This is a genomic window from Metabacillus litoralis, assembly GCF_020524045.1.
GTDB lineage: Bacteria > Bacillota > Bacilli > Bacillales > Bacillaceae > Metabacillus > Metabacillus litoralis_C.
Genome location: NZ_JAIVKL010000014.1, coordinates 111,024 through 136,332, shown reverse-complemented (window position 1 = coordinate 136,332; position 25,309 = coordinate 111,024). Strand labels below are relative to the sequence as shown.

The 25,309-nt window shown below is 35.5% G+C and carries 23 protein-coding genes; 18 read left to right on the top strand and 5 right to left on the bottom strand.

Annotation, left to right across the window (positions count from 1 at the left end; genetic code table 11):
* Window positions 1-430: 430 nt before the first annotated feature.
* From LC076_RS18310 to cotJC, 3 genes are read left to right on the top strand one after another with little or no spacing between them, the layout of a single operon-like run.
* On the top strand, window positions 431-637 hold the full coding sequence (locus LC076_RS18310; protein ID WP_226670537.1) for a spore coat associated protein CotJA: 207 nt from the start codon (window positions 431-433) through the stop codon (window positions 635-637).
* Between the two features lie 3 nt (window positions 638-640).
* Window positions 641-910 (top strand): spore coat protein CotJB, encoded by a 270-nt coding sequence (locus tag LC076_RS18305; RefSeq protein WP_226670531.1) that lies wholly within the window; start codon window positions 641-643, stop codon window positions 908-910.
* A 56-nt stretch (window positions 911-966) separates the two neighbouring features.
* Entirely contained in the window at window positions 967-1,536 is a 570-nt protein-coding gene (gene cotJC / locus LC076_RS18300; protein WP_226670530.1) for a spore coat protein CotJC, read from the top strand.
* Window positions 1,537-1,834: 298 nt separating this feature from the next.
* On the opposite strand, the gene LC076_RS18295 is transcribed toward cotJC, so the two are convergent.
* Complete coding sequence (locus LC076_RS18295) at window positions 1,835-2,281, bottom strand: YwpF-like family protein (protein WP_226670529.1); 447 nt, start codon at window positions 2,279-2,281, stop codon at window positions 1,835-1,837.
* A 72-nt stretch (window positions 2,282-2,353) separates the two neighbouring features.
* Window positions 2,354-2,764: a helix-turn-helix domain-containing protein gene (locus tag LC076_RS18290; RefSeq protein WP_226670528.1), complete on the bottom strand. Its 411-nt coding sequence runs from the start codon at window positions 2,762-2,764 to the stop codon at window positions 2,354-2,356.
* 284 nt (window positions 2,765-3,048) lie between these two features.
* On the opposite strand from LC076_RS18290, the gene LC076_RS18285 reads away from it, so the two are divergent.
* The 4 genes from LC076_RS18285 to LC076_RS18270 all read left to right on the top strand — a co-directional run bounded on the left by LC076_RS18285 (window position 3,049) and on the right by LC076_RS18270 (window position 5,082).
* Window positions 3,049-3,459: a hypothetical protein gene (locus tag LC076_RS18285; RefSeq protein ID WP_226670527.1), complete on the top strand. Its 411-nt coding sequence runs from the start codon at window positions 3,049-3,051 to the stop codon at window positions 3,457-3,459.
* Between the two features lie 173 nt (window positions 3,460-3,632).
* Window positions 3,633-3,977 carry a single-stranded DNA-binding protein gene (locus LC076_RS18280; protein WP_226670526.1) on the top strand — a complete coding sequence of 115 codons (345 nt, stop codon included), beginning with the start codon at window positions 3,633-3,635 and terminating at the stop codon, window positions 3,975-3,977.
* Between the two features lie 332 nt (window positions 3,978-4,309).
* On the top strand, window positions 4,310-4,573 hold the full coding sequence (locus LC076_RS18275; RefSeq protein ID WP_226670525.1) for a hypothetical protein: 264 nt from the start codon (window positions 4,310-4,312) through the stop codon (window positions 4,571-4,573).
* A gap of 83 nt (window positions 4,574-4,656) precedes the next feature.
* A complete protein-coding gene (locus tag LC076_RS18270) occupies window positions 4,657-5,082 on the top strand; it encodes a hypothetical protein (protein ID WP_226670524.1) in 426 nt (141 codons plus the stop codon).
* A gap of 170 nt (window positions 5,083-5,252) precedes the next feature.
* Here LC076_RS18270 and LC076_RS18265 read toward each other — a convergent pair whose 3' ends face one another.
* A complete protein-coding gene (locus tag LC076_RS18265; RefSeq protein WP_226670523.1) occupies window positions 5,253-8,018 on the bottom strand; it encodes a DEAD/DEAH box helicase in 2,766 nt (921 codons plus the stop codon).
* A complete protein-coding gene (locus tag LC076_RS18260; protein ID WP_226670522.1) occupies window positions 8,011-9,642 on the bottom strand; it encodes an SWIM zinc finger family protein in 1,632 nt (543 codons plus the stop codon). Before LC076_RS18260 ends, LC076_RS18265 begins: the two co-directional genes overlap by 8 nt.
* Before the next feature lie 311 nt (window positions 9,643-9,953).
* Between LC076_RS18260 and LC076_RS18255 the strand changes: the two genes are divergently transcribed.
* From LC076_RS18255 to LC076_RS18205, 11 genes are all read left to right on the top strand, one after another.
* Window positions 9,954-10,097 (top strand): hypothetical protein, encoded by a 144-nt coding sequence (locus tag LC076_RS18255; RefSeq protein WP_226670521.1) that lies wholly within the window; start codon window positions 9,954-9,956, stop codon window positions 10,095-10,097.
* 506 nt (window positions 10,098-10,603) lie between these two features.
* On the top strand, window positions 10,604-11,080 hold the full coding sequence (locus tag LC076_RS18250; protein ID WP_226670520.1) for a hypothetical protein: 477 nt from the start codon (window positions 10,604-10,606) through the stop codon (window positions 11,078-11,080).
* 432 nt (window positions 11,081-11,512) lie between these two features.
* Window positions 11,513-12,406, top strand: coding sequence for an ROK family protein (locus tag LC076_RS18245; protein WP_226670519.1), 894 nt, complete (start codon window positions 11,513-11,515; stop codon window positions 12,404-12,406).
* Window positions 12,407-13,244: 838 nt separating this feature from the next.
* Window positions 13,245-15,410 carry an NAD-dependent epimerase/dehydratase family protein gene (locus LC076_RS18240; RefSeq protein WP_226670518.1) on the top strand — a complete coding sequence of 722 codons (2,166 nt, stop codon included), beginning with the start codon at window positions 13,245-13,247 and terminating at the stop codon, window positions 15,408-15,410.
* Window positions 15,400-16,296: a hypothetical protein gene (locus tag LC076_RS18235; RefSeq protein WP_226670517.1), complete on the top strand. Its 897-nt coding sequence runs from the start codon at window positions 15,400-15,402 to the stop codon at window positions 16,294-16,296. The genes LC076_RS18240 and LC076_RS18235 overlap by 11 nt, the downstream gene beginning before the upstream one ends.
* A complete protein-coding gene (locus LC076_RS18230; RefSeq protein ID WP_226670516.1) occupies window positions 16,280-17,995 on the top strand; it encodes a DUF2194 domain-containing protein in 1,716 nt (571 codons plus the stop codon). Before LC076_RS18235 ends, LC076_RS18230 begins: the two co-directional genes overlap by 17 nt.
* A gap of 5 nt (window positions 17,996-18,000) precedes the next feature.
* Window positions 18,001-19,404 carry a GT4 family glycosyltransferase PelF gene (gene pelF, locus LC076_RS18225; RefSeq protein ID WP_226670515.1) on the top strand — a complete coding sequence of 468 codons (1,404 nt, stop codon included), beginning with the start codon at window positions 18,001-18,003 and terminating at the stop codon, window positions 19,402-19,404.
* Between the two features lie 6 nt (window positions 19,405-19,410).
* Window positions 19,411-20,850: an exopolysaccharide Pel transporter PelG gene (gene pelG / locus LC076_RS18220; protein WP_226670514.1), complete on the top strand. Its 1,440-nt coding sequence runs from the start codon at window positions 19,411-19,413 to the stop codon at window positions 20,848-20,850.
* A gap of 10 nt (window positions 20,851-20,860) precedes the next feature.
* The gene (locus tag LC076_RS18215; protein ID WP_226670513.1) at window positions 20,861-22,600 is read left to right on the top strand and encodes a CotH kinase family protein; all 1,740 of its coding nucleotides are present in this window, start codon (window positions 20,861-20,863) and stop codon (window positions 22,598-22,600) included.
* Window positions 22,597-23,295: a polyphosphate polymerase domain-containing protein gene (locus LC076_RS18210; RefSeq protein ID WP_226670512.1), complete on the top strand. Its 699-nt coding sequence runs from the start codon at window positions 22,597-22,599 to the stop codon at window positions 23,293-23,295. Before LC076_RS18215 ends, LC076_RS18210 begins: the two co-directional genes overlap by 4 nt.
* 13 nt (window positions 23,296-23,308) lie before the next feature.
* Complete coding sequence (locus LC076_RS18205) at window positions 23,309-23,992, top strand: DUF4956 domain-containing protein (RefSeq protein ID WP_226670511.1); 684 nt, start codon at window positions 23,309-23,311, stop codon at window positions 23,990-23,992.
* A gap of 32 nt (window positions 23,993-24,024) precedes the next feature.
* On the opposite strand, the gene LC076_RS18200 is transcribed toward LC076_RS18205, so the two are convergent.
* A complete protein-coding gene (locus tag LC076_RS18200) occupies window positions 24,025-24,780 on the bottom strand; it encodes an endo alpha-1,4 polygalactosaminidase (RefSeq protein ID WP_226670510.1) in 756 nt (251 codons plus the stop codon).
* Between the last annotated feature and the right edge of the window lie 529 nt (window positions 24,781-25,309).

Here is a 25,309-nt window from a genome sequence, read left to right as displayed (position 1 = left end):
GTTAAACTGTAATTGAGTCATTTTTATTCCTCTTCTCTTTGTTTATCGTCGTTGAAAACATTGTTGACAAGAAGGAATAAAATGACTCTTTGTTTTTACACAATTATATGGACTTAATCTTGTAGAGCCAATTAAACGCTGTAAAAAGCACAAATAGGAGGAAAGTTAGTCAATTTTCAAGGACCGTGATGTGAAAGATGGTCAAATATTAATAAACAGCACCACTTTCCAGAAGAAATCTCCAAAATATCCAAAATCTTCTCCCCCGAAGTTCGTCCCAACACATTGTTCATCAAAAAACATACATATTTGAGATTAGTTGTTGAATAGGATAGAAGAGAGCACCTGTTTAAAAGGTGATGATTTTAAAAAATTGAGGTGTTTAATGGTGAAAAATGTGAATGCTCCTTATGAGCAGCAGCTTACGTATATGAAAACCTATCAGCCGTTTCATAGTCGTTTTGATCCTTGTCCTCCTATTGGTGTGAAATTTTATTCTACTCCACCTCATTTGTATATGGGTTTTCAACCACGTAATCTACAACAATTTCCTCCAAAAGCGGCGCTAAAGAGGGGTACACTTTGGCCTGCGTTATATGATCCTTATAAAAATCCTTATGAAGCAAAAAGGGGGTAGTTAATGTTGAGTGGTAAACAACTGCCAGATGAGTATTACCAGTTGTTAGGTGAAATTCAGGCTATTGATTTTGTGTTAGTGGAATTAACCCTTTACTTAGATACACACCCGGACGATATTCAGGCGCTACAGCAATTTAATCAAGCTGCTGTAAATAGCAAACAACTTAAACAGGTTTTTGAATCGAAGTTTGGTATGCTGCAGCAATTTGGCGGTAGTTTTGCGGATGCGAATTGGTCTTGGGGTACAGCACCGTGGCCTTGGCAAGTTTAAAAATAAGTGGTCGGAACTGTTTCCGACCTCATACATATGAGGGGAGATGGATTTAAGTGTGGGTATATGAAAAAAAGCTCCAATATCCTGTGAAAGTAAGTACATGTAATCCAACACTGGCGAAATATTTAATTGAACAATATGGTGGGGCAGATGGGGAGTTAGCGGCAGCGTTACGTTATTTAAATCAGCGCTACACGATTCCAGATAAAGTGGTTGGTTTATTAAATGATATCGGAACAGAGGAATTTGCTCACTTAGAGATGATCGCAACGATGATTTATAAGTTAACAAAAGATGCGACACCAGAACAGCTTAAAGCTGCAGGACTTGCACCACATTATGTGAATCATGATTCGGCATTGTTTTATCACAATGCAGCAGGGGCACCGTTTACTGCAACATACATTCAAGCAAAAGGTGATCCAATTGCCGATTTATATGAAGACATTGCTGCAGAAGAAAAAGCAAGAGCAACTTATCAGTGGATTATTAATATGTCAGATGATCCTGATTTAAATGATAGTTTAGCGTTTTTAAGAGAACGAGAGATTGTTCATTCACAACGCTTTAGAGAAGCGGTTGAGATATTGAAGGATGAACGTGATCGGAAAAAGGTTTTTTAAATTTGTGCCCGGAACAGCCTTGCTGAGGAGTTCCGGGCTTTTTTATGAGTACAAAACAGGATGGGGCAAAAGTATTTTAAAAAATTGTAATCAAACAATGGTTGCCAGTGTAGTTAATGTCGCTCCTGAAATATACTTCGCTTTCCGCGGGAAGCAGGCAAGCCTCCTCGTGCTACGCACTGTGGGGTCTAGCCGATGCTTTTCATCCCGCAGGAGTCTACGTATATTTCATCCGCTAAGCTATAACTTTGGGTTTTTTTAATCACTAAGTTATGTCCCATCCTCAATATCTAATACTCTATAATCTTGTCGTTTCTTTACGTTGATTGATGTTTAGCTTGAATTCCTTCATTAAGGCGTCCCCTGTTAGTCCTTGCTCCATTAAGGATTGCAGCAGTTCTTCAGGATCATGGATGGGTCTTGATGTTAAAAGGCGACCATCTAGTAAGATGGAAATATGATCATCGAGTGGAACAATGGTTTTAACCCGTGCGAGTATTTGAGCGGGTGCGTTGGTTTTTTTGGAAATGGTTACATACACTTTTTCTTTTGTTTCGGCTTCCATCAATTTTTGAAAATATGACTGAAATTCGTTTGGAATTAATGCTTCAATTAGCCAGGAATTTTCTCCATCTTCTCTGTTGACAATAAGACCATCTGCTAAAGGTATTTCCTTTGGGCTAGCTTCTTCCTCATTCATACCTTCTTGTCCCATCTTCAAATTAACAAGCTTAAATGTTTTCATCACAATCACCCTCAATCGGCTCATTTTCTTTAGTATACCATATGAAAATGACAACAAAAAAATCTCAAGAATTTACTCTGAGATTTTCGTAGATTTTTCGATAATTGTAATGATCATATCTTCAATAAGCTTTCGATCCTTCGTTTTGACTAGTAATAATTGCTCGAAAATAGAGACCATTTTCGGTTGTTTTATTAAATAATCAACAATATGAGATAGTTGTCCATCTGCATTGTATTTTCCGTAAACTTCATATAAAAATTCATTTGATTGCTGATCTCGACCGATAAGATGATCAATGCTGACATTTAATGCATTACTTAATGAAAGTAAGTAGGATAAGTCAGGCTCTTGTTCACCTGTTTCGAGTCGGGTAATAACAGGTCGTGACACATTAATCACTTCAGCCAATTGCTCCTGTGACCAGCCATTTTTCTCTCGATAATATTTTAGATTCATTTGGAATTTTTCTAACTCTCTCATCGAATCACAAATCCCTTCACCATGCTTACTTTTATCGTAAAGGAGAAGTTTCTATCGAAATGTACGAATTGAGATCAATGGATAGATTGTTCAAATACTGTACATTTCTAGATATATCGACCTATATCGAGAAATCATGAAGAATCTGACGAGTGAGGGAGATGAATGACGTATTTCCTATTATTTTGTCAAATATAGCGGAATTTTACCTTTGGGCAAGATGTAGATAAAAACCAGCTTGGAATATACTTACAGTATAAAATTGGAAATGAGGGTGAGTAAAAATGATGGCCTTAAAATTTAAATCTATTAAATCTGATCAACATTTGAAGGTGCGAGAAAGGGATAACGATGATGCCATATTAAGATTAGCAGAAAAAACATTAGAAAATACAGAGTACTATCATTTCCGTGTCCCTTTGGATGCAACAGTAGACATTCAATATGAAACGTTTGATAAAAATAATATGTTGCGTATCATCTTTCAATTAAAGCAACGCAAGCTCTCGATTCAATATTTTGAATGGGATGATATGAAAAAACACTTCACAATAGCACCTCTTAATGACGCTGTTCTTTCTTCCTATCCGTTTCAGAGTATTCTACAAAACATAAACTTCACTGGAGAAAAACATCATTCATATGTTTTAAATACTCAACAACCACTACAAGATACTTTAGAAAATAATTTATGAAAATAACGTAATTTTGTCGCAAAATAGAATTTATTGCTAGAAAAAAATCAATTCTTAAAGAAATATCAGCATTTCAACGCAAGCTTGCTCGTGATAATCAATTTTTACTCATTTTTCCAAATGTGTGTAATCTATTACAATACGAATGTACACAAAAAGAAAGGAGGAATGCAGTGATCAATCAAATTATTTTGGTAGGAAGATTAACAAAAGATCCTGAGATTCGTTATACAGCAGAAGGTGCACCTGTTGCAAACATCACACTTGCTGTAAGTCGGAATTACAAAAATTCAGCTGGAGAAATTGAAACTGATTTTGTAAATTGCACAGTATGGAGAAGAACCGCAGAAAACACAGCAAACTATTGCCGAAAAGGATCTGTTGTAGGTGTTTCTGGTAGACTCCAAACAAGAAGCTATGAAAATGCAGAAAAAACGAGAGTGTACGTAACAGAAGTTGTGGCTGACTCTGTTCGATTTATGAGCAGCAAGCCCCGCGAATTAGTTGAACAAGAATAAGTAAGAAGTAACCTCACAAGTGTCTGTATTAAAAAGAATCAATGGTGTCCCCTTACCTCCCCTTTGCATGTGGCTGATTGCTTATTATGGGCAATCAGCCAATTTTTTAATGTGATCTTAAAAGCTAAATTTATTAAGGCTGTTTTCGTAAACTTTGTTGCTTTAACACTTCCAAGTAAACAGCACTATATAAAGCATAGTGGCATCTTTTCTTCATAAGATAGTACCTATTTTGCTATAACAACAATGTTTCCACTGCATAATTAGGTCAATTAGCAACAATCTTTCAGAAAAGAGTCTTTATTAAAAACAGAAATAAGGTGATGATAAATATGAAACACGAACAATTTTTAATCAAACAGTTTGAAGAAAGCATGAAATTCCAAAGAGAAAAAAGATTTCCGAAATTTCAAAATCGAATTGCACGTGTTTTACAATTGAAGTATCATTTGGGTTTTAATGAAGCAATGGAATTTGTTTATTCAAGAGAAGTTCAAGAAAAGATATATCGTGATATTGAGTGGGCACAACATATGGGTTCAGAGTTCTGGGCTAATGAAATTTATGAGAATTATATAAGAGACAAAGCCAATTAATATAATTAAGAATTGTATTAAAGTAGTGTGGGTAGTTCACAGCATAAAAATGATATAATAATACCAATAGGAGGGATATCCAAATGGAAGAGTTATTAAAAGCTTTTATGAAATCAATTGATAGTAAATTTACTGTAATTGAAGAGAAATTCGAGTCAATCGACAAAAGGTTTGAATCAATCGATAGAAAGTTTGAGTCGATAGACAAAAGGTTTGAATCAATCGATAGAAAGTTTGAGTCGATAGACAAAAGGTTTGTATCAATTGACACAAGACTTACAAATCTAGAAAAAAGCCAACAACAGCTAATCACCACAATTGAAAACCTATCATCTGAATTCCGCAGTCACTTTGTGAAAATAGAAACAGAACTAGAGCAACATAGAGACGCATTTTCAATTTATGCAGCGGATGTACACAAACTAAGAACGGACGTAGACTATCTAAGCAGCAAAACAGGTATCCACGACACAAAGCTCAATAATATTGAAAAAAGACTAGAAGTATAAGTAGCACGACCAATATAAAAAACGACAGTCAAATGACTGCCGCGCTGCTTTTACTTCTGAACCTTTTTTTCGATTAATTTGACAAGCTTCTCCCATTGTGGTGCTTTTTTTTCTTCCGGCTTCTTCGCTTTTTGCTTTGCCATTATAAAATAACTCCTCTGTTGGTATGTTTAACTCATCGATAATGAAAAGAGTTCTTCAAGCTCATCTGATGATAGCTCTGTGATCCAGTTTTCACTTTGGATGATTTCATCGTTTAGTGATTGCTTTTTTTCGAGCATTTCGTCAATTTTTTCTTCGATTGTTCCTGTTGTGATTAGTTTATGAACATGAACAAATCGTTCTTGACCGATTCTGTAGGCGCGGTCTGTTGCTTGATTTTCAACGGCTGGATTCCACCAGCGATCATAGTGAATGACATGATTGGCTGCTGTTAAGTTTAAGCCTGTTCCACCAGCTTTTAAAGAAAGAATTAAGATTGGGTATTCTTTGTTTTGGAAAGCTTCGACCATGCGATCTCGTTCGTTTTTCATCAAACTTCCGTTTAAGAATAACACCTTATCTCCAAGCTCTTTTTCTAATAAATTCTTCATCATGTCGCCCATCCCGATGTATTGAGTGAAAATCAGGCAGCTTTCTTGCTGCTCGCGAATGGATGTTGTTAGTTCAATCAATTTTTCTATTTTATGAGAGCGAGTTAATAACTGTTTTGGTTGTTGTTCTTTTAAATAAAGAGCAGGATGATTACAAATTTGCTTGAGCTTACCGAGCATTTTTAAAATCAACGCTTTACGCTGCATTCCAGCTAGAGAATTTACTTGATCAAATGTATCCTTCACAAGCTGCTCGTAAAGTGACGCTTGTTCAATGGATAGTGGAACATATTCTTTTTGCTCCTGTTTTTCAGGTAAATTTAAAGCAACCTGTTCATCACGCTTCGTTCTTCGCAGTAAAAATGGCTTAATATAACGCTGAAGCTGTTCAATTTGTTCGGTATTTCGTTCTTTTTCAATCGGAAGCACATAGCGTTTATGAAAGCTATGTAAACTACCTAAGTAACCATGATTTAAGAAGTCATAAATCGACCATAGTTCTGTTAAGCGGTTTTCCATCGGTGTTCCAGTTAAGGCAATATGATGCTGACCACGAAGCTTACGAATGGCACGCGATTGCTTCGTATGAGCATTTTTAATATTCTGCGCTTCATCAAGACAAACCGTACTCCACGTGATTGCTGACATTTCTTCAAAATCAGCATGAGATAAACCGTAGGAAGTGAGTACAACATCATAACCTGAGATCGATGAATCGAACTTTTCCGCTTTTGCTCGATTTGCACCATAATGAAGTTTCACTTTAAGATGTGGAGCAAACTTTTCAAATTCTTTTTGCCAGTTACCGAGTACAGAGGTTGGGGCAATAATGAGTGATGGTGCTTCAGATTGTTCTTTTTCCTTCACATAAGAAAAATAAGCAATCATCTGAATCGTTTTTCCTAATCCCATATCATCTGCTAAACAAGCCCCAAACGAGACACTTCGTAAAAATAACAGCCAATCCACACCGTTTTGCTGATATGGACGAAGTGTTCCGAGAAAATCACTAGGAATATCATGTGACGGCAGCTCACTTGTATCAGAAAGCTTACGAAGCATACCTTTCATTTGTTGATTTAACTCAATTTGAATATTCGCGAACGCTCGTGCATCAAGAATTTCGTTTTGATCTTCATCAATATCCTTTGCAGTAAGCTCTTGATGTAAAATATCTGATAAATGCAAGCCTTCACGATCTGCTTTTTTCAAAATCGCTTGAACCTGCTTAATGAAAGCTGGATCTAGCTTAATCCACTGTCCTCTAAAGTTCACAAGACGACGTTGCTGTGAAACGAGCTGGGTAAATTCCTCTTCACTCATTTCCACACCATTTGTCGCAAATCTCCAGTTAAAATCAATCAATGAGTTCATACCAACAAAGGACTGTCCTCTTGGTGAAGAAGAGACCTTCGCTTTTAGCATGAGCTGAGATTCCTTCACAACCTGCCACCAAGAAGGAAGCAGAATTTCAATCCCCATATTGATTAATGTTTCACTAGCTTCTGTTAAAAATAACCACGCTTCATCTTCAGTGATAAAGGTTGTGCCCGTTTGAAAGCTTAACCAAGGAACAACATTTGCAAACCGATCTTGTTCTCGTTCAATTTTATCTGTAAAGGGACGCCATTTTTTCGGAAGATTTTCTGTGCCTTGAAAGTGGACGATTTCATCTTCATTGTCCTTACTCCGCAGCAAGATTTCAAGCTGCCAATCCTCGCCATCTAACTCTGGTTCATTTAAGCGTAAACCAACGGTAAATGGCGTATCATCTTTATGCCAACCAATTTTCTCAAGAAAGTCCGTTTCATCAATAAAATGACCAAGGTAGCTTATTAAAACAGGGTACTCATCGATGATATCCAGCCAAGCATCATGGAGAATGGTATCATTTTCAATCAGATCATTCATACTAGCGGAAAACCATTCTAGAGCAAAACCACTTAATTCATTTTTAGCATCTTTAAAGCGGGTAACACCTTGCTTCCAGCCTTCAAAGTCAGGAAGATAGTCACCATTGCTAATCGTGTCATAAATGATGTGAGCATCATTCGCCAATTTTTCCGTATCCTCAGAAAAAGAAATAGTTGCAAGTGAGTTATAGGTTTCTTTGCCAAGCAATTCGACCATCATCCAAGGTGTTAGCTGAACAGCAGGGATACCAATATAACTAATATCTTCCAGTTTTGTACCGAAAAAAGATGATTCATGCCATGTGAAAAGGTAGCGTTTAAATTCATCAATTCCAAGTGGTGTTTCATCATGTGCAGACGTACAGTAGACATAAAAATGATTGTTCTCAAGTTTTTCAGCATGAACAATGATGTTGACTGTATTAATCATGAATCAGCTTCCCTTTCTTTAACTCTTCTTTAAAGGCACGTAAACGCTTATGTTCAATTGCGAGTTGGTTAATATAGTTTTCCCACACTTCTTCACGCTTGAGCTTTTTGTATTGTGCTTTAATTCGTTTTAAATATCGAACGGCCATTTTATAATTTTCACGCGTTTTCAGCGCAATTTGCTCTTGAACAGATTTTACATAAAGCGGAACAAGAATACCGGGCTCACTTTTCTCAATTTCTTTTAAAAGATAAGAATCCATTTCATCAATGGTAAAGCCAATTAAAGTTTGCAATTCAACCCAGGTTTTATACTGCTGCTTTTCTAGTAATAAATCATGATATTCGGCATATGTTAAAGGCAGCATTTTTCGGCACGCCTTTTCATACAGCCCATCTTCTTTTGTCGCTAAAGCATATTGTTGAATCAGCTTCATCATATAACGCACCGTATATCGTTTTTCCTCAAAAGGAATCGTGCTATTTATGTATTCTGTTGCATGATTTAATAAATAAGAAACCCAACCTGAAAGTCGTTTCCAGTTTTTCTTTTTCATAATATCTTCAACCCATTTAAATGTTAAAGGTAAAGCCGTAATCGATAAGTTTTCAAGCGAATGAAAAATATCTTCATCACGAGATTGAAGAAAATCCATATGCATTAACGCAATCTCCATTTCGATGGAATAAGAATCATTCGTTTTTTCCTCTTGCTCTAGTCGTTCCTCAAGCCACTCACGTTCAATGGAAATAAACTTATCTCGGCGCAAAAGCTCAATCCATAATAATTGATATAAACTCGTTCGTTCATATTGATAATCTTTACTTGTGAATAATAGCTCTCGAAAGCGTTCAACACTATCAACTAAAAGTGGATCAAGGGCAAACGGCAATGCATAGCGCTTCATCTCTGCAATCGCATTTTGAACATTATCAATCAGCTGATCAATATAAGGAAAAATAATATGCTGTAACATATAGTCACTTGGCTTCGTCTCATTAATAAGCTGTAGAATTTTTAAAAACACAGTGACAGAAGCTTGCACGATAAAAAATTGCTTCATCTCAGGAGACTTTGGTGCTTTTTTCTTAAGATTAGAGTAATAATGAAGAAACAAGCTTTGAAACAGGTGATTTTGAGATGTGACATTTTCAGCCCATTCATCATACTCACGATTGAAAAAAGCAATCCAACTAGCTAAGGAGGAATCTTCATAATCTTTATCAGGCTTTAAAAAGGAGCTTGCTTTCCGAACATGTTTAAGCACATCATCGATTGACTTTTCTTCCTTCCAAAGATCAACGAATGTACCGACTCTGTCTACACTTGCATATACATAAAGAAAAGTAGCGATGCGATGTCGACAAATACCTTGAGAAGGACATGTGCACGTACTCATCACAACATCATCTAAATCAAGCTCAACCTGGACACTTGTGACATCCTGTACCTTTGCAGAAACAGTATGAGTAGTTGTGTTCACATTATAGATACTGCCTTGACGAAATAAAATAAGTCCCTTTTTAATTAAATTTCGATCATCTTCATTATGGGGAGAAAGCAGTTGTTTCATTTGTTCACCGGCACCTAGCACAAGTTCCTTACTAATTTCCCGACCAAGCATATAGAATGGACCCCTTTCATACACGCTAAAAACGTCTTAAAAAGCGCAATTTGCTCCAAGACAATATATATGTAAAAAAATTAATGCGATATAAAAACCCTAATTCTCTCATTATAACTCAAAATGCGTTGATCAAAAAGGTTTCAACCAAGATTGAATCGGGGACATAAAAAGAAAGTTACTTTCGAACAGTCTATTGTTAGAAAATGTTCACAAGTACCATTTATTAACATCTTGCAAGCTTGTCAGAATACAAGTATAATAGTCCCATATTGTCTGAAAATGTAAACGAGAAAGGATATTTGTGGAATATGAAAGAAAATCAGCTGAAACAAGAAGAGCTGCTACAAATTCTATTAAGTGCCTACGACAAAGGTGAAAAAACAAACAACGTCACGACCATTGAATTTATAGAAGATCTAGTATCCCAATTGAAAAAAGTATATGCATCTTGAAAAAACGAGCGCCGAGGGTGCTCGTTTTTTTGTTATCTGTACCTTAGTTGGGGGACACGTACGCTTTTTTGTGCTTTTCTGGGAAAAAAGGTAATTCAATCATTGATTTGACCACTTTTCATTTTATTTGTATCAGATTTTTAATCTTTTTAAAAAATAGGGGCTTTTGCTACTCTGATTTTTATTGAAATATGCTTCAAACAACGTCATATTTCATCAAAAATTTAGGCTGCATACGATTTATCGTCGATTTTTTGATTTTGTCTTCGATTATTCGAAAATATCATCGATTATAGAAATTTATCTTCGATTTTCCGAAAATGTCTTCGATTCTTCAAAATTCGACAAATCCAGTATTTCACTTTACATCAATACCTTACCCAACTGACAGACAGTTCCGCGCGAAAAGATGAACCTTCCACAAAATTCAATTTTCCATTTCCATCAAATTTCATTAGGAATACTTCTAAATAACTTGTAAAATAATGTTGAGGGAGGTGAAAGCAGTGGAACAAAAATTAAATCGTATTGAAGAAATGCTAGCAACATTGATTCAAAAGGTTGGAAAAATCCATGAAGATCAAGTGTTAATGAGAGAAGAGCAAACAATAATGAAACAAGATCTTACATCAATGAAACAAGATCAAACATCGATGAAACAAGACTTAACATCAATAAAGCAAGAACAATCATCAATGAAACAAGATTTAACATCAATAAAGCTAGAGCAATCAACAATGAAGCAAGATTTAACTTCAATAAAACGAGAGCAAACAACAATGAGGCAAGAATTTTCATCAATGAAAGACGAACAAATAAAATTCCGAGAAGAAATGACGCTTATGCGGAATGAAAATGAAAAAGGCCACCAAGAAATCATCAGCAAATTGGATTCACTTGCAGCAGACCATGAACATACATGGGAAAAGACTGTTCGCAATGAACGAGAAATTGCGAAAGTAAAACATCAATTTGATTTGTGAAATAACTTCGAACAGCTACTATTATTATCTTCATGATCTATATACTACATAAAGAAAAAAACAACTAAAGTCCGTATTCACAATTACTTGAAAATTCACTCATGAAGAAGTACAGTCGAGTCGAGATTGTGCTTCTTTTTTCGCTTAGATTCCATTCAGTGAAAATAGACTAACAAAAGATAGCCTTTCCGTGCCGACCAGATGATTTTCTTGAATAAATGGTACGTTCTTCATTTTTCGTCTACCATTATTTTTCAAAACAACAGGAGTTAATTAGTTTCTTTCTCCGACAATAGAATGAAAGACAGTGTCTATTACCCAGTTAATTTCAATATAAAGAAAAAACGATTTCTAAATATCATGAAGAACTGTTAAACTAGTGTTAATATAATGCTAATCGATAAGGTTACAAAAATAAAAGGAGGGCCACCCATGTACACAATCGGAATTGACCTAGGTGGAACAAATTTAAGAATTGGTGTATTTAAGGAAAATGGAGAACTAATTGAAGAACAAAATTGTCCAACAGAAGTAGAAAAAGGACCTGAATATACAATTGGTATCATGGCTAAGGCAATTAACTCAATTAAGAATAAATATCAAATTAAAGCCGTGGGCATTGGAGCACCAGGTCCACTTAACCCTCATGAAGGGGTAATCATAGAGCCGCCAAATCTTAGAGGATGGGTGAATATCCCATTAGTGAAAATCCTTGAAGAAAAAACCTATCTACCTGTTAAATTAGAAAACGATGCAAACGCAGCTGCTCTAGCTGAAGCGAAACAAGGGGCAGGAAAAGGTGCGAGTAGTGTATTTTTTATCACTGTTAGTACAGGAATTGGTGGGGGATTTGTCCTCGATGGTCAGCTAGTATCAGGTGCACAAGGGAATTGTGGGGAAATTGGGAATATGATTGTTAACCCAAACCTGGACGCGTACCAAGGACTAGGTCTCAACAGAGGTGCTCTAGAGGGACATGCGAGTGGTACAGCCATCGGAAGAATGGGTCAGGAAAGACTTAACATTACTAATGGTGCTCAAGGGGTGTTTCAGCTTGCAGAACAAGGAAACGAAACAGCACAGGAAATCCTAGACGAAGTGGTTAACTATCTTGCAATAGGAATCGCAAACATAGTTCATACTGTAAATCCAGAAATCATCGTCATTGGTGGTGGTGTAATGAAGTCACAAGACTTGATCCTCGATCCCTTGATTAAGAAAACAAAGCAATATCTTTATCCGAGTCTAAAGGCCGTACTCAATATTAAACCAGCCTTATTAGATCAAAAGGCAGGTCTAATTGGTGCAGGATTATTACCAAACTAAGTAAAGGAGCCACCTTCAAAAGTGGCTTTTTATCATTTTAGAATGGCCTAAAAACTTACCTCAAATAACATCCTAAGAGGAACAGGCAAAATAACCTTCATCAAATGATTCCTACTGTATAAACATAATATAATATGGTTATAAACAAGCAAATAAGCAGTAAGGTTACCTTAGGTATATTCAATATAATAAATAGACCAAAATCCTACAATGTTTGAAATTTTAATAAAGGTAAAACTTAAAATAAAAACCAACTGAAAATTATTGGTATCTATCAGATAACAAACAAAACGGCATTTTCCATCACGATGATGAAATTGAAAGAAATAAACTAGATTTTCATTATGTTATCACTTCATCTTAAACATTGAAAAATAAGCACTTCTTCTCTCACTAATTTCTTGTTTTTCTTGTTTAAATAGGGAGTAAAGCAAGGGTTAAAAAAACTTATACGAAATGGAGGTTTTATGTTAGTAAATACATATAAATCCATTTTTACATTATTTAACAAATTTTGTATTGCTATTGTACCGACCCTCCTTTTGAACTACATTCCAAGTAGAGTCCTCAAAAATTAAGTTATTCTACCATTCTTTTCTTTACTAGAATCTCGCCTTTACCTTAACAGGAATAAAGCACCCTCTCATAACTAAATTATTTAAGAATAACACCCACATAAATAAACGTTCACATGGGAGTATTTGTGATTGTCAGTAGAACTCTTATCCATTACTATTAGATGGTAATAATGACTCATTTTGAAAGAAATTAGCACATTTTGTCATAAGTTGTTTCATCATCAACAATTCTTTAAAAATATACTATTGAGGTATGCGATATGAACGTTTTGATCACAGGTGGTTATGGATTTATTGGCTCCTTTGTGGCAGAAAGATTTTATAAAGAAAATCACAAAATCTTTATTATTGATAATTTAACAACCGGCAGAAAAGAGAATGTTAACTTCCGTCATAAATCACTGATCATTGATATCGAAGATGAGCAGTGTGAAAAGTTCTTTAAGGCTCACAGTATAGATGTTGTGATTCATTGTGCAGCACAAACGCATGTGAAGCGATCAATCGATGAACCTGTCACTGATTCGTCAACAAATATTCTCGGACTAATTAATATGTTGAATTTGTCAAAAGTCCATGGTGTGAAGAAATTTGTTTTTTGTTCTTCTGCAGCAGTTTATGGAGATAATCAGAATTTACCATTACGAGAGGATGAAAAGGGAAATCCAATCTCTCCTTATGGCTTAAACAAATTAACTGGCGAGCAGTATTGTCAAAAATGGGATGAATTGTATGGTGTTTCTTCACTAATTTATCGTTTTTCTAATGTGTATGGTCCTAGGCAGCATTTGAGCGAAGAAAGTAGTGTTATTGCTCATTTCACCAATGTAGTACTTCGGAAAGAACCAATCACTATCCATGGTGATGGTGAACAAACACGTGATTTTATATATGTGAGTGATGTTGCTGAAGCAATTTTTCGTGGAGTTAGTAGTGAATTGAGTGGCATCTATAATTTGTCAACTGGTACGGAAGTGAGTATTAATCGTTTGGTTGAAGAGATGGGAAAGCTTTATCCTATTACAGATTTACAGAATATCGAAAGTCGCCTAGGTGATATCAAGAGGTCGAATCTGGATAATCAGAAAATCAAAAAAGATCTAGATTGGGTACCAAAGTATTTGCTTGAGGAAGGACTTGCGAAGGTAATTGATTATTACGAAGATAATCAGTTTGTAGCACCTGTAAAGACGGAAAAAGAAAAAAAGGTGAAGAAAATTCCGTTTTTGCCTTTCTATGAAAATATCGTTCTTTTTGCCATGTTTTTTGGTCTTTCTTTTTTGTTAACCCCAATTGTAGATACCGTTGATATTTGGCTTATATATATTTTGCTAGCGGCTATTTTATTTGAAAAAACACAAATGGTGGTAGCTGCCTTTTTAGCAATAGGCGTTCAAATTTATACCATGGCAGGAGAAGGTAGGATTTGGACCTCTTTATTTGTTGATAATACAATACTTGCAACCCTAACAATATATTTATTAGTTGGACTTATTTGTAGCTACAGCGTTGAGCGAGGGAAAATTGTTCTTCAATTTACGAAAGATGAATTAGCCTCAGCACAGTCTAAATATGCATTTTTATCATCAATTTACAAAGATACACTTCAGGTAAAAGAAGAAATGAGAGAGCAAATTTTACGAACGGAAGACGGAGTAGGGAAAATTTACGAATCTGTCAAACAGCTTGATAATCTTGAGCCAGAGGCATTATTTACTGGAGCGATTTCTGTGTTGGAAAGATCTCTTAAATCAAGTAGATTTGCGATTTATCTTGTGCAATCTAGTGGATATTTGAGACTAGCGGTTAAATCGGTAGAAAGTACCTTCCAGCCTGATGCCTCAATAAAAATGATACCAGGTTCCCTTCTAGATCGAGCGATTAGAGAGCAGAAAATCTATTACAATACAGCACTTGAAGCACAAGAACCACTTTTCATTTCACCGATTGTACAAAAAGGTTCAACCGTTGCAGTCATTACATGCCATGATGTTCAATTTAATAGATTAACACTTTCATATCGTAACTTAGTTGATGTCGTGAGTCGACTTATCACTTCTTCAGTCGGCAGAGCTTATGAATATGTGAATGAAATTAATAGTGAGCGATTTATCGAAGGAACAAATGTATTAAGACCTTATTATTTTCAACGAATTCTAGAAAATAAGCAAAAGGCTTTTCAAGAATTACAGATCCCTTTTGTACAACTAGAGGTTTTGACAATTGATCACTCAGCTGAAAATTTACAGAATATTGGTTCCCTTCTAAGAATGAATGATCATTTAGGATTTGATGAAAGTGATCAATTATTTATTCTTCTTTCCAATGCGACAAAAGAAGACGCAACATTTGTGATTCGACGATTCCAGAGCAAAGGAATATTAGTTGTTCTCCAAGAGGAGGAGGCAGTGATAAATGCTGGGTAAAATTCTTTTTGCTTATTATCTTTTAGTTTTTATTTATATCATTGTTTTGGTTGTTTTAAAGAGAAAAGGAATTGTGCTACGAGCAATGATACTTCTTTCCTGTCCGTTTTTTGGTGTGTTTATCACTTATAGCATGTCGAGGAAAATGTACTCGAAAAATGATCTTCCGGATTGGCTTCTTCGACGTGTACAATTTGATGATTTTGTCTTAAAGTCACCTGATATTGAAGAAGAAACGGATATTATCCCGTTTAACGATGCGCTTATTTTGAACGATAATAAAACAAAGCGGAAAATTCTGATCGATTTGCTAAAGGGTGAATTTCTGAAAAATGTAGATGCACTTGAGCTTGCTCTTCAAAGTGATGATTCAGAAACATCTCATTATGCGGCAACTGCGGTTCAGCAGGTGAAAAGTGACTTAATGAAAACGATGCGTCAGCTTGAGGAACAGCTTCTATCTGATGATGGAGATGTTCAATCTCTTGAGGCTTATCGTGATATTTTAAAGCATTATATTCGAATTGAATTCTTAGATAAACAAACAAGAAAGAAGTATACCTATCTCTATTATCAGACGCTTGATCAGTTAATTAATATTTCGCCAACAAGTGATGAAAGAAACTTTATTGAAAAAATAGAATCAGCGATTATTTTGAATGAACATCGAGTTGCCTTGGAAACAACGAAACAGTTTCTTGAGGTTTTTCCTGATAAAGAGGAAGCTTATTTTTCGGCCTTGAATGTTCATTATTCAATGAGAAATAGTAGTGAATTTAAACAAGTTATGAACAAGCTGCGCTCGTCAGATATTAAGCTTTCTCCTGATAAGCTGAATCAGCTTCGTTTTTGGCTTCAAGGTGATGAATATGAACAACAACTTTAAAATTGAAAAAAGCGTCTATTTTATGATGATTTTTGTAGGAATAATCGGTCTGTTTTTCATGATGATTCGTTCTGATTTGCTATTGAAATATCGTTATTTTAATGAAGCTCAGCCAGTATCAACCGTTCAAAGCTCAGAAAATAACGAGGCCTCTTATCATCAGCCAGCTTTTTTATTACTTGTGGGTGAAGATCAACCACAGCTGGTCAAGACATTAGAAAATAATCTCACACAAATGGGTAAAAAGGTAAAAACCCGTCCAATTAATGAAAATTTCACAACATCAACTGAGTATGAAGGTATTATTATTGCAACAGAAAAAATCGATGATCTACCTGATATACAGTCACTACTTTCATATGTAGAAACAGGTGGAAGTATATTTTTTGCGATAAGACCATCTCCGGGATCAGGCTTAGCATCTCTTTATCAACAAATCGGAATGGTGGAAATGGGTGCTTTCATTGAAACAAGTGGGATCGAGCTCACTGAACCCTTCTTTACCTCATCAGAAGGTCAATCATTTCCATCTGATGATATTCGTAACTCTTCATTGTCAGCCAGAATTGGCAAACAAGCTTCATTAATTGCGCAATCATCAGATGGTACACCACTTTTATGGAGTTCAAAATATGGTGATGGGAAATTTGTGTTCTTTAACGGAACGATACTAGCAGATGCTTCGCAAAGTGCTCTTTTTACAAAGGGTATTCAGCTTATGGTTCCGACCTTTATTTATCCAGTTGTAAATGCAAAGGTGACAGCTTTAGAGGGCTTCCCATTCCAAACAAATAACAATATACACAAAGATTCGGGAATGACGAATGAAAATTTCATGCGTCATGTTGTTTGGTCAGAATTACAGAGGCTAGAAGCGAAGTATGACCTCAATTACACAGCATCCTTTGTTGCTGCTAATGATGAAATGAAAGCAGAAAAACAAGCCTTTGAGTTAGATAGAGTAAGAGAGAATACAATTGTTTACGGAAGAGAACTGCTGCGCATGGGCGGTGAGTTAGCACTTCAAGGATATACTAATGCTCCAATTGAAGGGCTGGAAGTATCAGCTGTTAAGCAACAAATGACGATGACATCTGATCAATTAGAACAGTCATTACCGGGATATGAAATAAAAACATATATACCTGTCAAGCAGAGTGACCACCTAACTCATTATACCGTGATAAAAGACGTGTATCCTGATTTACAAACGATTATGACTGATGTCGAAAAGCCATCACTATTTGATCAGAATACAGCTGTATTACCTAGACAGCTTCAAGGCTTTCAAGTTGACTCTTATTCAAAATGGCTTGCTTATAATGGCCTTTTTACAACAGGTTTTTTATCACATGCAGTAACACCACAGCTGTTATTGCAGGATGAAGATGTAGATGATTACCTACAGCAATTTTCAGAGCTACAAAGCAATCTGAAAAAAGATGTTCCATGGCTACGATATGTGAAAGTATCTGATACGCTGGATGATGTGCAAAACTATGTTGAAAATATCGTAACAGAAGAGCATACAAATGATGAAATTACCTTTCATCTTAACAAACTAAATGCTCCAGCTTATTTTTTCTTTTCATCTGAAAAGCCAGTTTCTTCTGTAGAAAACGGCAAAATAACAAATGTTGGTCAAAATCTTTACTTAATCGAAACAAATCAATTAACGTTTACTATTAGATTGGAATGATAACGATGAGAATTTGTTTAATAACAGAAGGATCTTATCCATATGTTACAGGCGGAGTTTCAAGCTGGGCACAGTCCCTATTAACACAATTGCCGCAGCACGAGTTTATCATTTTATCGATATCAGCTAAAAAGGAAAATACGAAGATACGAAAATATAAAGCTCCTGCAAATTTAGTCGAGGTGTATGATATTCACCTTGATTCATTTCTATCGGAAGAAATTGTATCAGGCAAACGATACAGTATTACACCTGAAGAAAAGCAGGCATTTAGCTCCTTAATAGGGGGAGATGAAATAAATTGGCCCATTCTATTTGATTTACTTGTTAGTGAACGAATTGATTCGATCTTGAACTTTTTAGCAAGTAAAGATTTCTTTGATATTGTGTATGATCTTTGTAAGGAAAGATTTGCTTTTGTTCCTTTTACAGATATGTTTTGGGCACTTCGCTCTATGGTATTGCCGCTATTTATTTGTATGAATCAAAAACTACCAGAAGCTGATTTGTATCATAGTGTTTCTACTGGGTACGCTGGTGTACTTGGTGCATTAGCAAAACATCAATATCAAAAGCCTTATGTCCTAACAGAACATGGGATTTATACACGTGAGAGAGAAGAGGAAATCATAAAATCATCATGGATTAAAGGGTATTTTAAAGATATATGGATTGATTATTTTTATAATTTATCAAACTGTGCTTACAACTATGCCGATGAAGTAACATCTTTATTTGAAAAAAATCGTGAAATTCAAGTAGAAATAGGGTGCCGGGAAGAGAAAACATCTATTATTTCAAACGGAATTGACATAACACGCTTTAATATAGAAAACCGAGTGTCAAAAGATGGCTTACATGTTGGCGGAATTGTTCGTGTTGTGCCAATAAAGGATATAAAAACAATGCTTCAAAGCTTTGCTATTGTTCAACAGGAGATTCCTAATGCTTATTTTTATATCATTGGTCCACATAATGAAGATCAAGATTACTATGAGGAATGTCTTGATCTTGTGGAGAATCTAGAATTAAAGAATGTGATCTTCACTGGTGAAACAGATGTAAAAGTATATTTAGAATTTCTAGATGTATTAGTGTTATCAAGCATCAGTGAAGGACAGCCACTTGTCATACTTGAAGGGTTGGCAATGGGAATTCCATATGTCACAACTGATGTGGGGAGCTGCTCTGAATTGCTTTTAGGAGCAAATGATCCATATGGACGGGCAGGAAGCGTTGTACCTGTCATGCATTTCCACCTTCTAGCACAAGAGCTAATCAATTTGTTAATAAATAAGAACAAGCGTATTGAATATGGACAAAATGGTAGAAATCGAGTGATAGATTACTACTCATTAGCACTAATGGTTCGTCGTTATAATGAATGCTACGAAAGATGGGGGAACTAACAAGGTATGGCAGGAATCGGCTTTCAACTTAAAACCTTATATGATCAATCTCATTTTTTCGGTCAGCTTCGTGCATACGGGTACTCAACAATAACTGCTGTAGGACCAATGCTTCTGACCATTTTACTTATTACGTTCTCAAGAGAGTGGCTACTTTTCTTGAATGCTCCATCTAGAGAAATCACTATTTTTATGGCAGCTATTCAATACGCATTTATCTTTTCGCAAATTATCACAGGTGGCTTTGTTTTTATCATTTCACGATATGTGGCAGACCAAACATTTATTGAAAAAGAAGAAAACGTCCTTTCCTCTATGTTTGGCACAATCGGAATTATTGTGTTTTTAGGGTTTATTAGTACTATCCTATTTTATTGGTCTTCACCTTTGCCATTATTATTTAAATTGCTTTCCTACCTCTTTTTCACAGAGCTAAGTATTATTTGGATTTTATCCATGTATGTATCAGCACTTAAGGATTATAAGAAAATTGTTAAAAGCTATCTTATAGGAGTGCTAGTTTCAACCATCATTATTTGGGTGTTAACAGCTCTACTAGGCTACTTAACAGCAAATGCGATATTATTTGGTCTTATTGCTGGCTTTTTCATCATTCTTATAAAGCTCATGCATGATATCTCAAAATATTTCCAAGTGAATAATAAACAATATTTTCACTTTTTAACGTATCTTGAAAAACATCCTTATTTATTTTTAATCGGGCTATTTTATTATGTTGGCTTATATGCTCATAATTTAGCTGTTTGGTTTGGCGATCGCAAAATAATTGTGGAAGAAACGTTTGTGATGGCACCTTATTATGATACGCCTGTGTTTTATGCCTATTTAAGTATTTTGCCTGCACTCATCTTATTTATGGTTACAGTTGAAACAACCTTTTATGAAGCGTATAAAAAATATTATGGCCGCATTTTAAATGGGTTTCCTCTGCAGGATATTGAAAATGCCAAAAATGAAATGTACCGAGTGTTAAAGCATGAGATTTTGTTTATGTCACAGGTACAGCTATTGGTAGCTGTCGCCTTTCTATTTTTAGGTGTACGCTTTCTACCATTTCTCGGAATGACGCAAGATCAAATTGATATATTTATGATTGTTGTGTTAGGAACATGGTTTCTTAGCTTAATCATTACTTTCTTTCTTATCCTGCTTTATTTTGATGAAAAAAAAGCAGCTTTTTGGCTCATCGGTTCGTACACAATATTAAGCTTTCTTCTTACCCTGCTTTTCATGGGATTGTTTAATCAATATGGAGGAGGCATGTTTGTCGCTGCGATTATTAGTTTATATCTGGGCTGTCGCATTTTGATCTCAAGATTAAACGAAATTGATTACACAACATTCTGCTCGCAGCCAATTGTTTATAAAGAAAAAATAACGAGGGTTGAGCGGCTGTTAAAGAGGTTTGGTAGTCTTGAAGAATAGGAGGATCAGCATGAAAAAACCACCATATTTTAAAACATCACTAGCCGTGATTGCGGTTTTTATCCTTCTGTTGGTGATGAAGAGCTATTCAACAGCTCCTACCAATCAACAAAATGCTACTACAAAGCAAAATAGTAAAGCTAATCAGGTGGAAAAAACTGAGGATTCACTTGTTGAGGATAAACGAGTTTACGAAGGTCATAACGGCAATAAAGTGAAGCATGTTTATATAACAATTTTTGATCAAAATCGTGTACCAGATAACGACATTAGTTTCTATGAATTAAATGAATCGTATAAAGAATACAGCAATCTAGATGATGGACCAAAGCTGAACATTTTATTTGAAACAGGAACGAAAGAAGGTCCTGAAAAGAATGGCTTTATTGATCTAGGGAAATCGTCTCCAAATGCAAGTATTGAGTTAAGAGGTCGCTCTAGTCGTCTTGAAGCACAGAAATCCTATAAAATTCGCTTAAGTGATAACGGTGGATTATGGTATGGACAAACTGTACTGAATTTAAATAAGCATGCAGATGATGTGACTAGAGTGCGTAATAAATTAGCATTTGACTTTTTTAAAGAAATTCCCGATCTTATCAGCTTGAGAACGGATTTTGTTCAATTACATGTTAAAGATATGACGAATCCTAACTCAGGTGATGAGTTTGTTGATTATGGTCTTTATACACATGTAGAGCAGCTTAATGAAAAAGCACTAGCGGCTCGTGGTCTTAACCCTGATGGACATTTGTATAAAGCAGAGAACTTTGAATTTTATCGTTATCACGACCAACTGAAGCTCTCAGATGATCCAGCTTATAATAAAAAAACATTTGAATCTGTTTTGAAAATAAGTGGTAGTGAACAGCATGAAGAATTACTTACGATGTTAGATGATGTAAATGACATGTCAAAGCCATTTAATGAAGTGTTTTCAAAATACTTTAATGAAGAAAATTATCTCACATGGCTGGCGGTTAATGTGATGTTTGGTAATTATGACACGATGTCTACGAATTACTATTTATACAGTCCACTTAATTCAGAGAAGTGGTACTTTATTCCGTGGGATTTTGATAAAGCCCTTGGTCGTGATGCGGAAAGAACAGATGATTTTCCGAGCTGGCATTTAGGGATTCAACGATACTGGGGAACAGTTATTCATAAGAGGTATTTACGAGATCCGCAAAATGTAGAAAAGCTATCAAAAAAAATGGATGAACTAACAGCAATCATCAATGAAGAATCAATGGCTAAAAAGATTGAAGAATATCGACCGGTTGTTAAGCCTTACACTTTAAGAAATCCAGATCTCAAATATTTAGGAATTGAAGCTTCTGAATTTGATTCCTCATACAACAAGCTAAAAACAGTGGCAACAAGATATCAATCTTTATACAAAGAATCGCTGGAATTCCCAATGCCGATATTTCTCCATTACCAAAGGGAGAAAGATCAAGATGTGTTCAAATGGGAAACTTCTCATGATCTACAGGAAGATACTTTAACCTATCACCTTCAAATCAGTACTGAGCCAACATTTCAGTCAACGATACTTGATATAAAAGATGTGAAGAAGTTTTCCTACGAAACAGATATCCTCAAACCTGGTCGATATTATTGGCGTGTATTAGTAACGGATGAAGAAGGTCATACTCAAATTCCATTCGATTATTATAAAGACAATGCGAGGATTATTCACTGGGGTGTTCAGGAAATTATTGTACCAAAGGGAGCGAGCTCATGAAGAAGTTCCGCCATGAATTAAAATATTATATTACGGAAAAAGACTACTTGATTCTGCGTAATAAGATAGGTGTTATCTTAAAACAGGATAATCACTCAATTGATCAACAAGGATATTTAATTAGAAGTCTTTATTTTGATAATATTCATGATCATGATTTATTCCAAAAGAACTATGGAATACTGCGAAGAAAGAAATTCAGAATTCGGATATATAACCGTTCTGATGAAGTCATAAAGCTTGAGAAGAAAAGTAGGCAGGGAGAATATATCCTAAAAACATCTGTATCCATTTCAAAAGAGGAATACCTGAAGCTGCTTGATTGGGATTATGAATTTCTGAGGAATAAAGAGCAGCCACTTTATAAGGAATTTTATCATTATCTTAATAGTGAATATATGCGGCCACGTGTGATTGTTGATTATATTCGTGAAGCATATATCGGCCATATTAGTAATGTGAGAATTACCTTTGATAAGGAATTGAGTGTTGTGACAAATTCAACAGACTTGTTTAATCCCAACAATAGCTCAACAGAAGTGTTACCACCTTCACAGATGATTCTTGAAGTGAAATATGATGAATTTTTACCAGAATATATTCGTGCTGTTCTTCAGCTTGGTGCTCACAATCGATCAGCGATTTCAAAATATGTGTTATGCCGGATGAAGTCAATTCAATATCACGGTAATTAAAGAGGGGAAACAAATGGGAAATGATGTAACAAAATTCAATGACGTGATAAAAAATAGCTTTTTAAATGATTATATGTTTGGAAATCTAGCAGCACTTGATATTTTACTAGGATTACTAACTGCCTTTATGGCGGGTGCCTTTATTTATGTTGTGTACAAATATACCTATAAAGGAGTGTTATATAGTCCTAGCTTTAATATCACACTTCTAGTGATGACAATGATTACATCACTTGTGATCATGACAATAAGTACAAATGTTGTTCTATCACTCGGGATGGTTGGGGCTCTAAGTATTGTCCGCTTTAGAACAGCGATAAAAGATCCACTTGATGTTGTGTTTATGTTTTGGGCCATTGCAGCAGGTATTTCAAGTGGAGCGGGCTTATATCTCCTCACACTACTAGGAGCTGTGATCATCGGTGCTGTTATCGTTGTTTTATCACGCAAAAAACATACAGATACATTATATTTACTTGTTATCCACTACACTGAGGAAGCAAATGATGAAGTGAAACGGGAATTGCAAAAGCTAGATTATACCCTTAAATCAAAGGTAGTGCGGAAAAACATGATGGAAATAACTGCCGAAATCCGCCTGAAAATTGATAACACTTCATTTATGAATAAATTAGGTGATCTTGAAGGTGTGCAGGATGTTTCATTAGTTCAATATAACGGGGATTATGCGGTATAAGTGGGGGGGATTATTACACCCCCACTTCTTTATTATTGATACGTTCCACCTGTACGCATAAAAGCAGGAAAACGTTGCTTCTTGCTCAGCTTAAGGCTTTCTTCATCTGTTACAACTGTAAGTACCCGTATTTTCCCTAACAATTGCTCTTTCTTAAAATACTTCAGCCAAGTTTTTGCCCACTCACTTTCCTGCAAATCACTAGCCTTAAACCCTTCCCATAACACACTATCAATATAAGGCTTTGAAGCAGCCTTTAGTGTATCAAACCCTCGATTTTGGATAATTAATAATTCTGGGTATGCTGACTTTAACTCCTCTAGTAAAGACACATAGCCTGACCTCATGTTTTGCTGCGTTTCTTGATCTTCATGAAAATAGGAGTCAAGATCATCTACCGTATCAAAAAACACGCCATCAAGTCCATTTGCTATCACATAGTTATCTATCTTCCACCGCAATGCATCGCGATAATGTGACTCACGCAAATCCATCACATAGGTATCCCATTCTTCAATATAAATTCGTTTACCATTAAGCTCAGCATAATCAGAATCAGCAATATGCTTCTTCAGCTCCTCATTCCAATTTTCTAGCTGCATGAGACTTACATAGCCGAATACCTTAACGTCTGATTCTTGTAAACTAGTAATATCCTCTTTAGAAAAGGCTGTGGGCTCCAAAATAACCGCATCAAATTCCTTAAGTTCCTGCACCTTTTGTTCAGTAGGATTGCCATAGAAAATAGAAAAAGATTTAACATCATACAAAGGACCATACCAAAACATATGTAACAACCCTTTCGTTATAAAAAAGATAGCAGTAATAGTAAGTAGAAATAATATAATTTTTTTTATTTTAGTTGTCCTCCTGGTTTGTGGTTAATAAGGTAAAAGTAAAAGTAATGTTATTTTTCCATCGGGGATGGTGGTGTCTGCCCCTCAGTTCGGTAAGTGCTGAGAGATTGACAAGTTTTTTCACAAAATTAAAACTCATTCTCATCAATTGTTATTCATTTATCACATAGCAAACCCAAAACACAAAGTGGGAAATAACTACAAAATATCGCGGACCACTTTAAATAAATAGCACTTTTATCTGTGTATTCTAATTTTCTCATGAGACTTCCTTCCAAACGATTAACTCCTGTATCCCTCATAGTTACATGCCCTCTTCCTCAACTTCTACCCAACGATCATTCTCATCTTTTTCTAACTCTACCGCCCTATAGTAGCTACCAAATCCATCTTCTTAGCAATTGCCATCTGGATTAGCTGGTCCGCCACCGTTTTCTAGCTGTAACCCATTGAATAACAT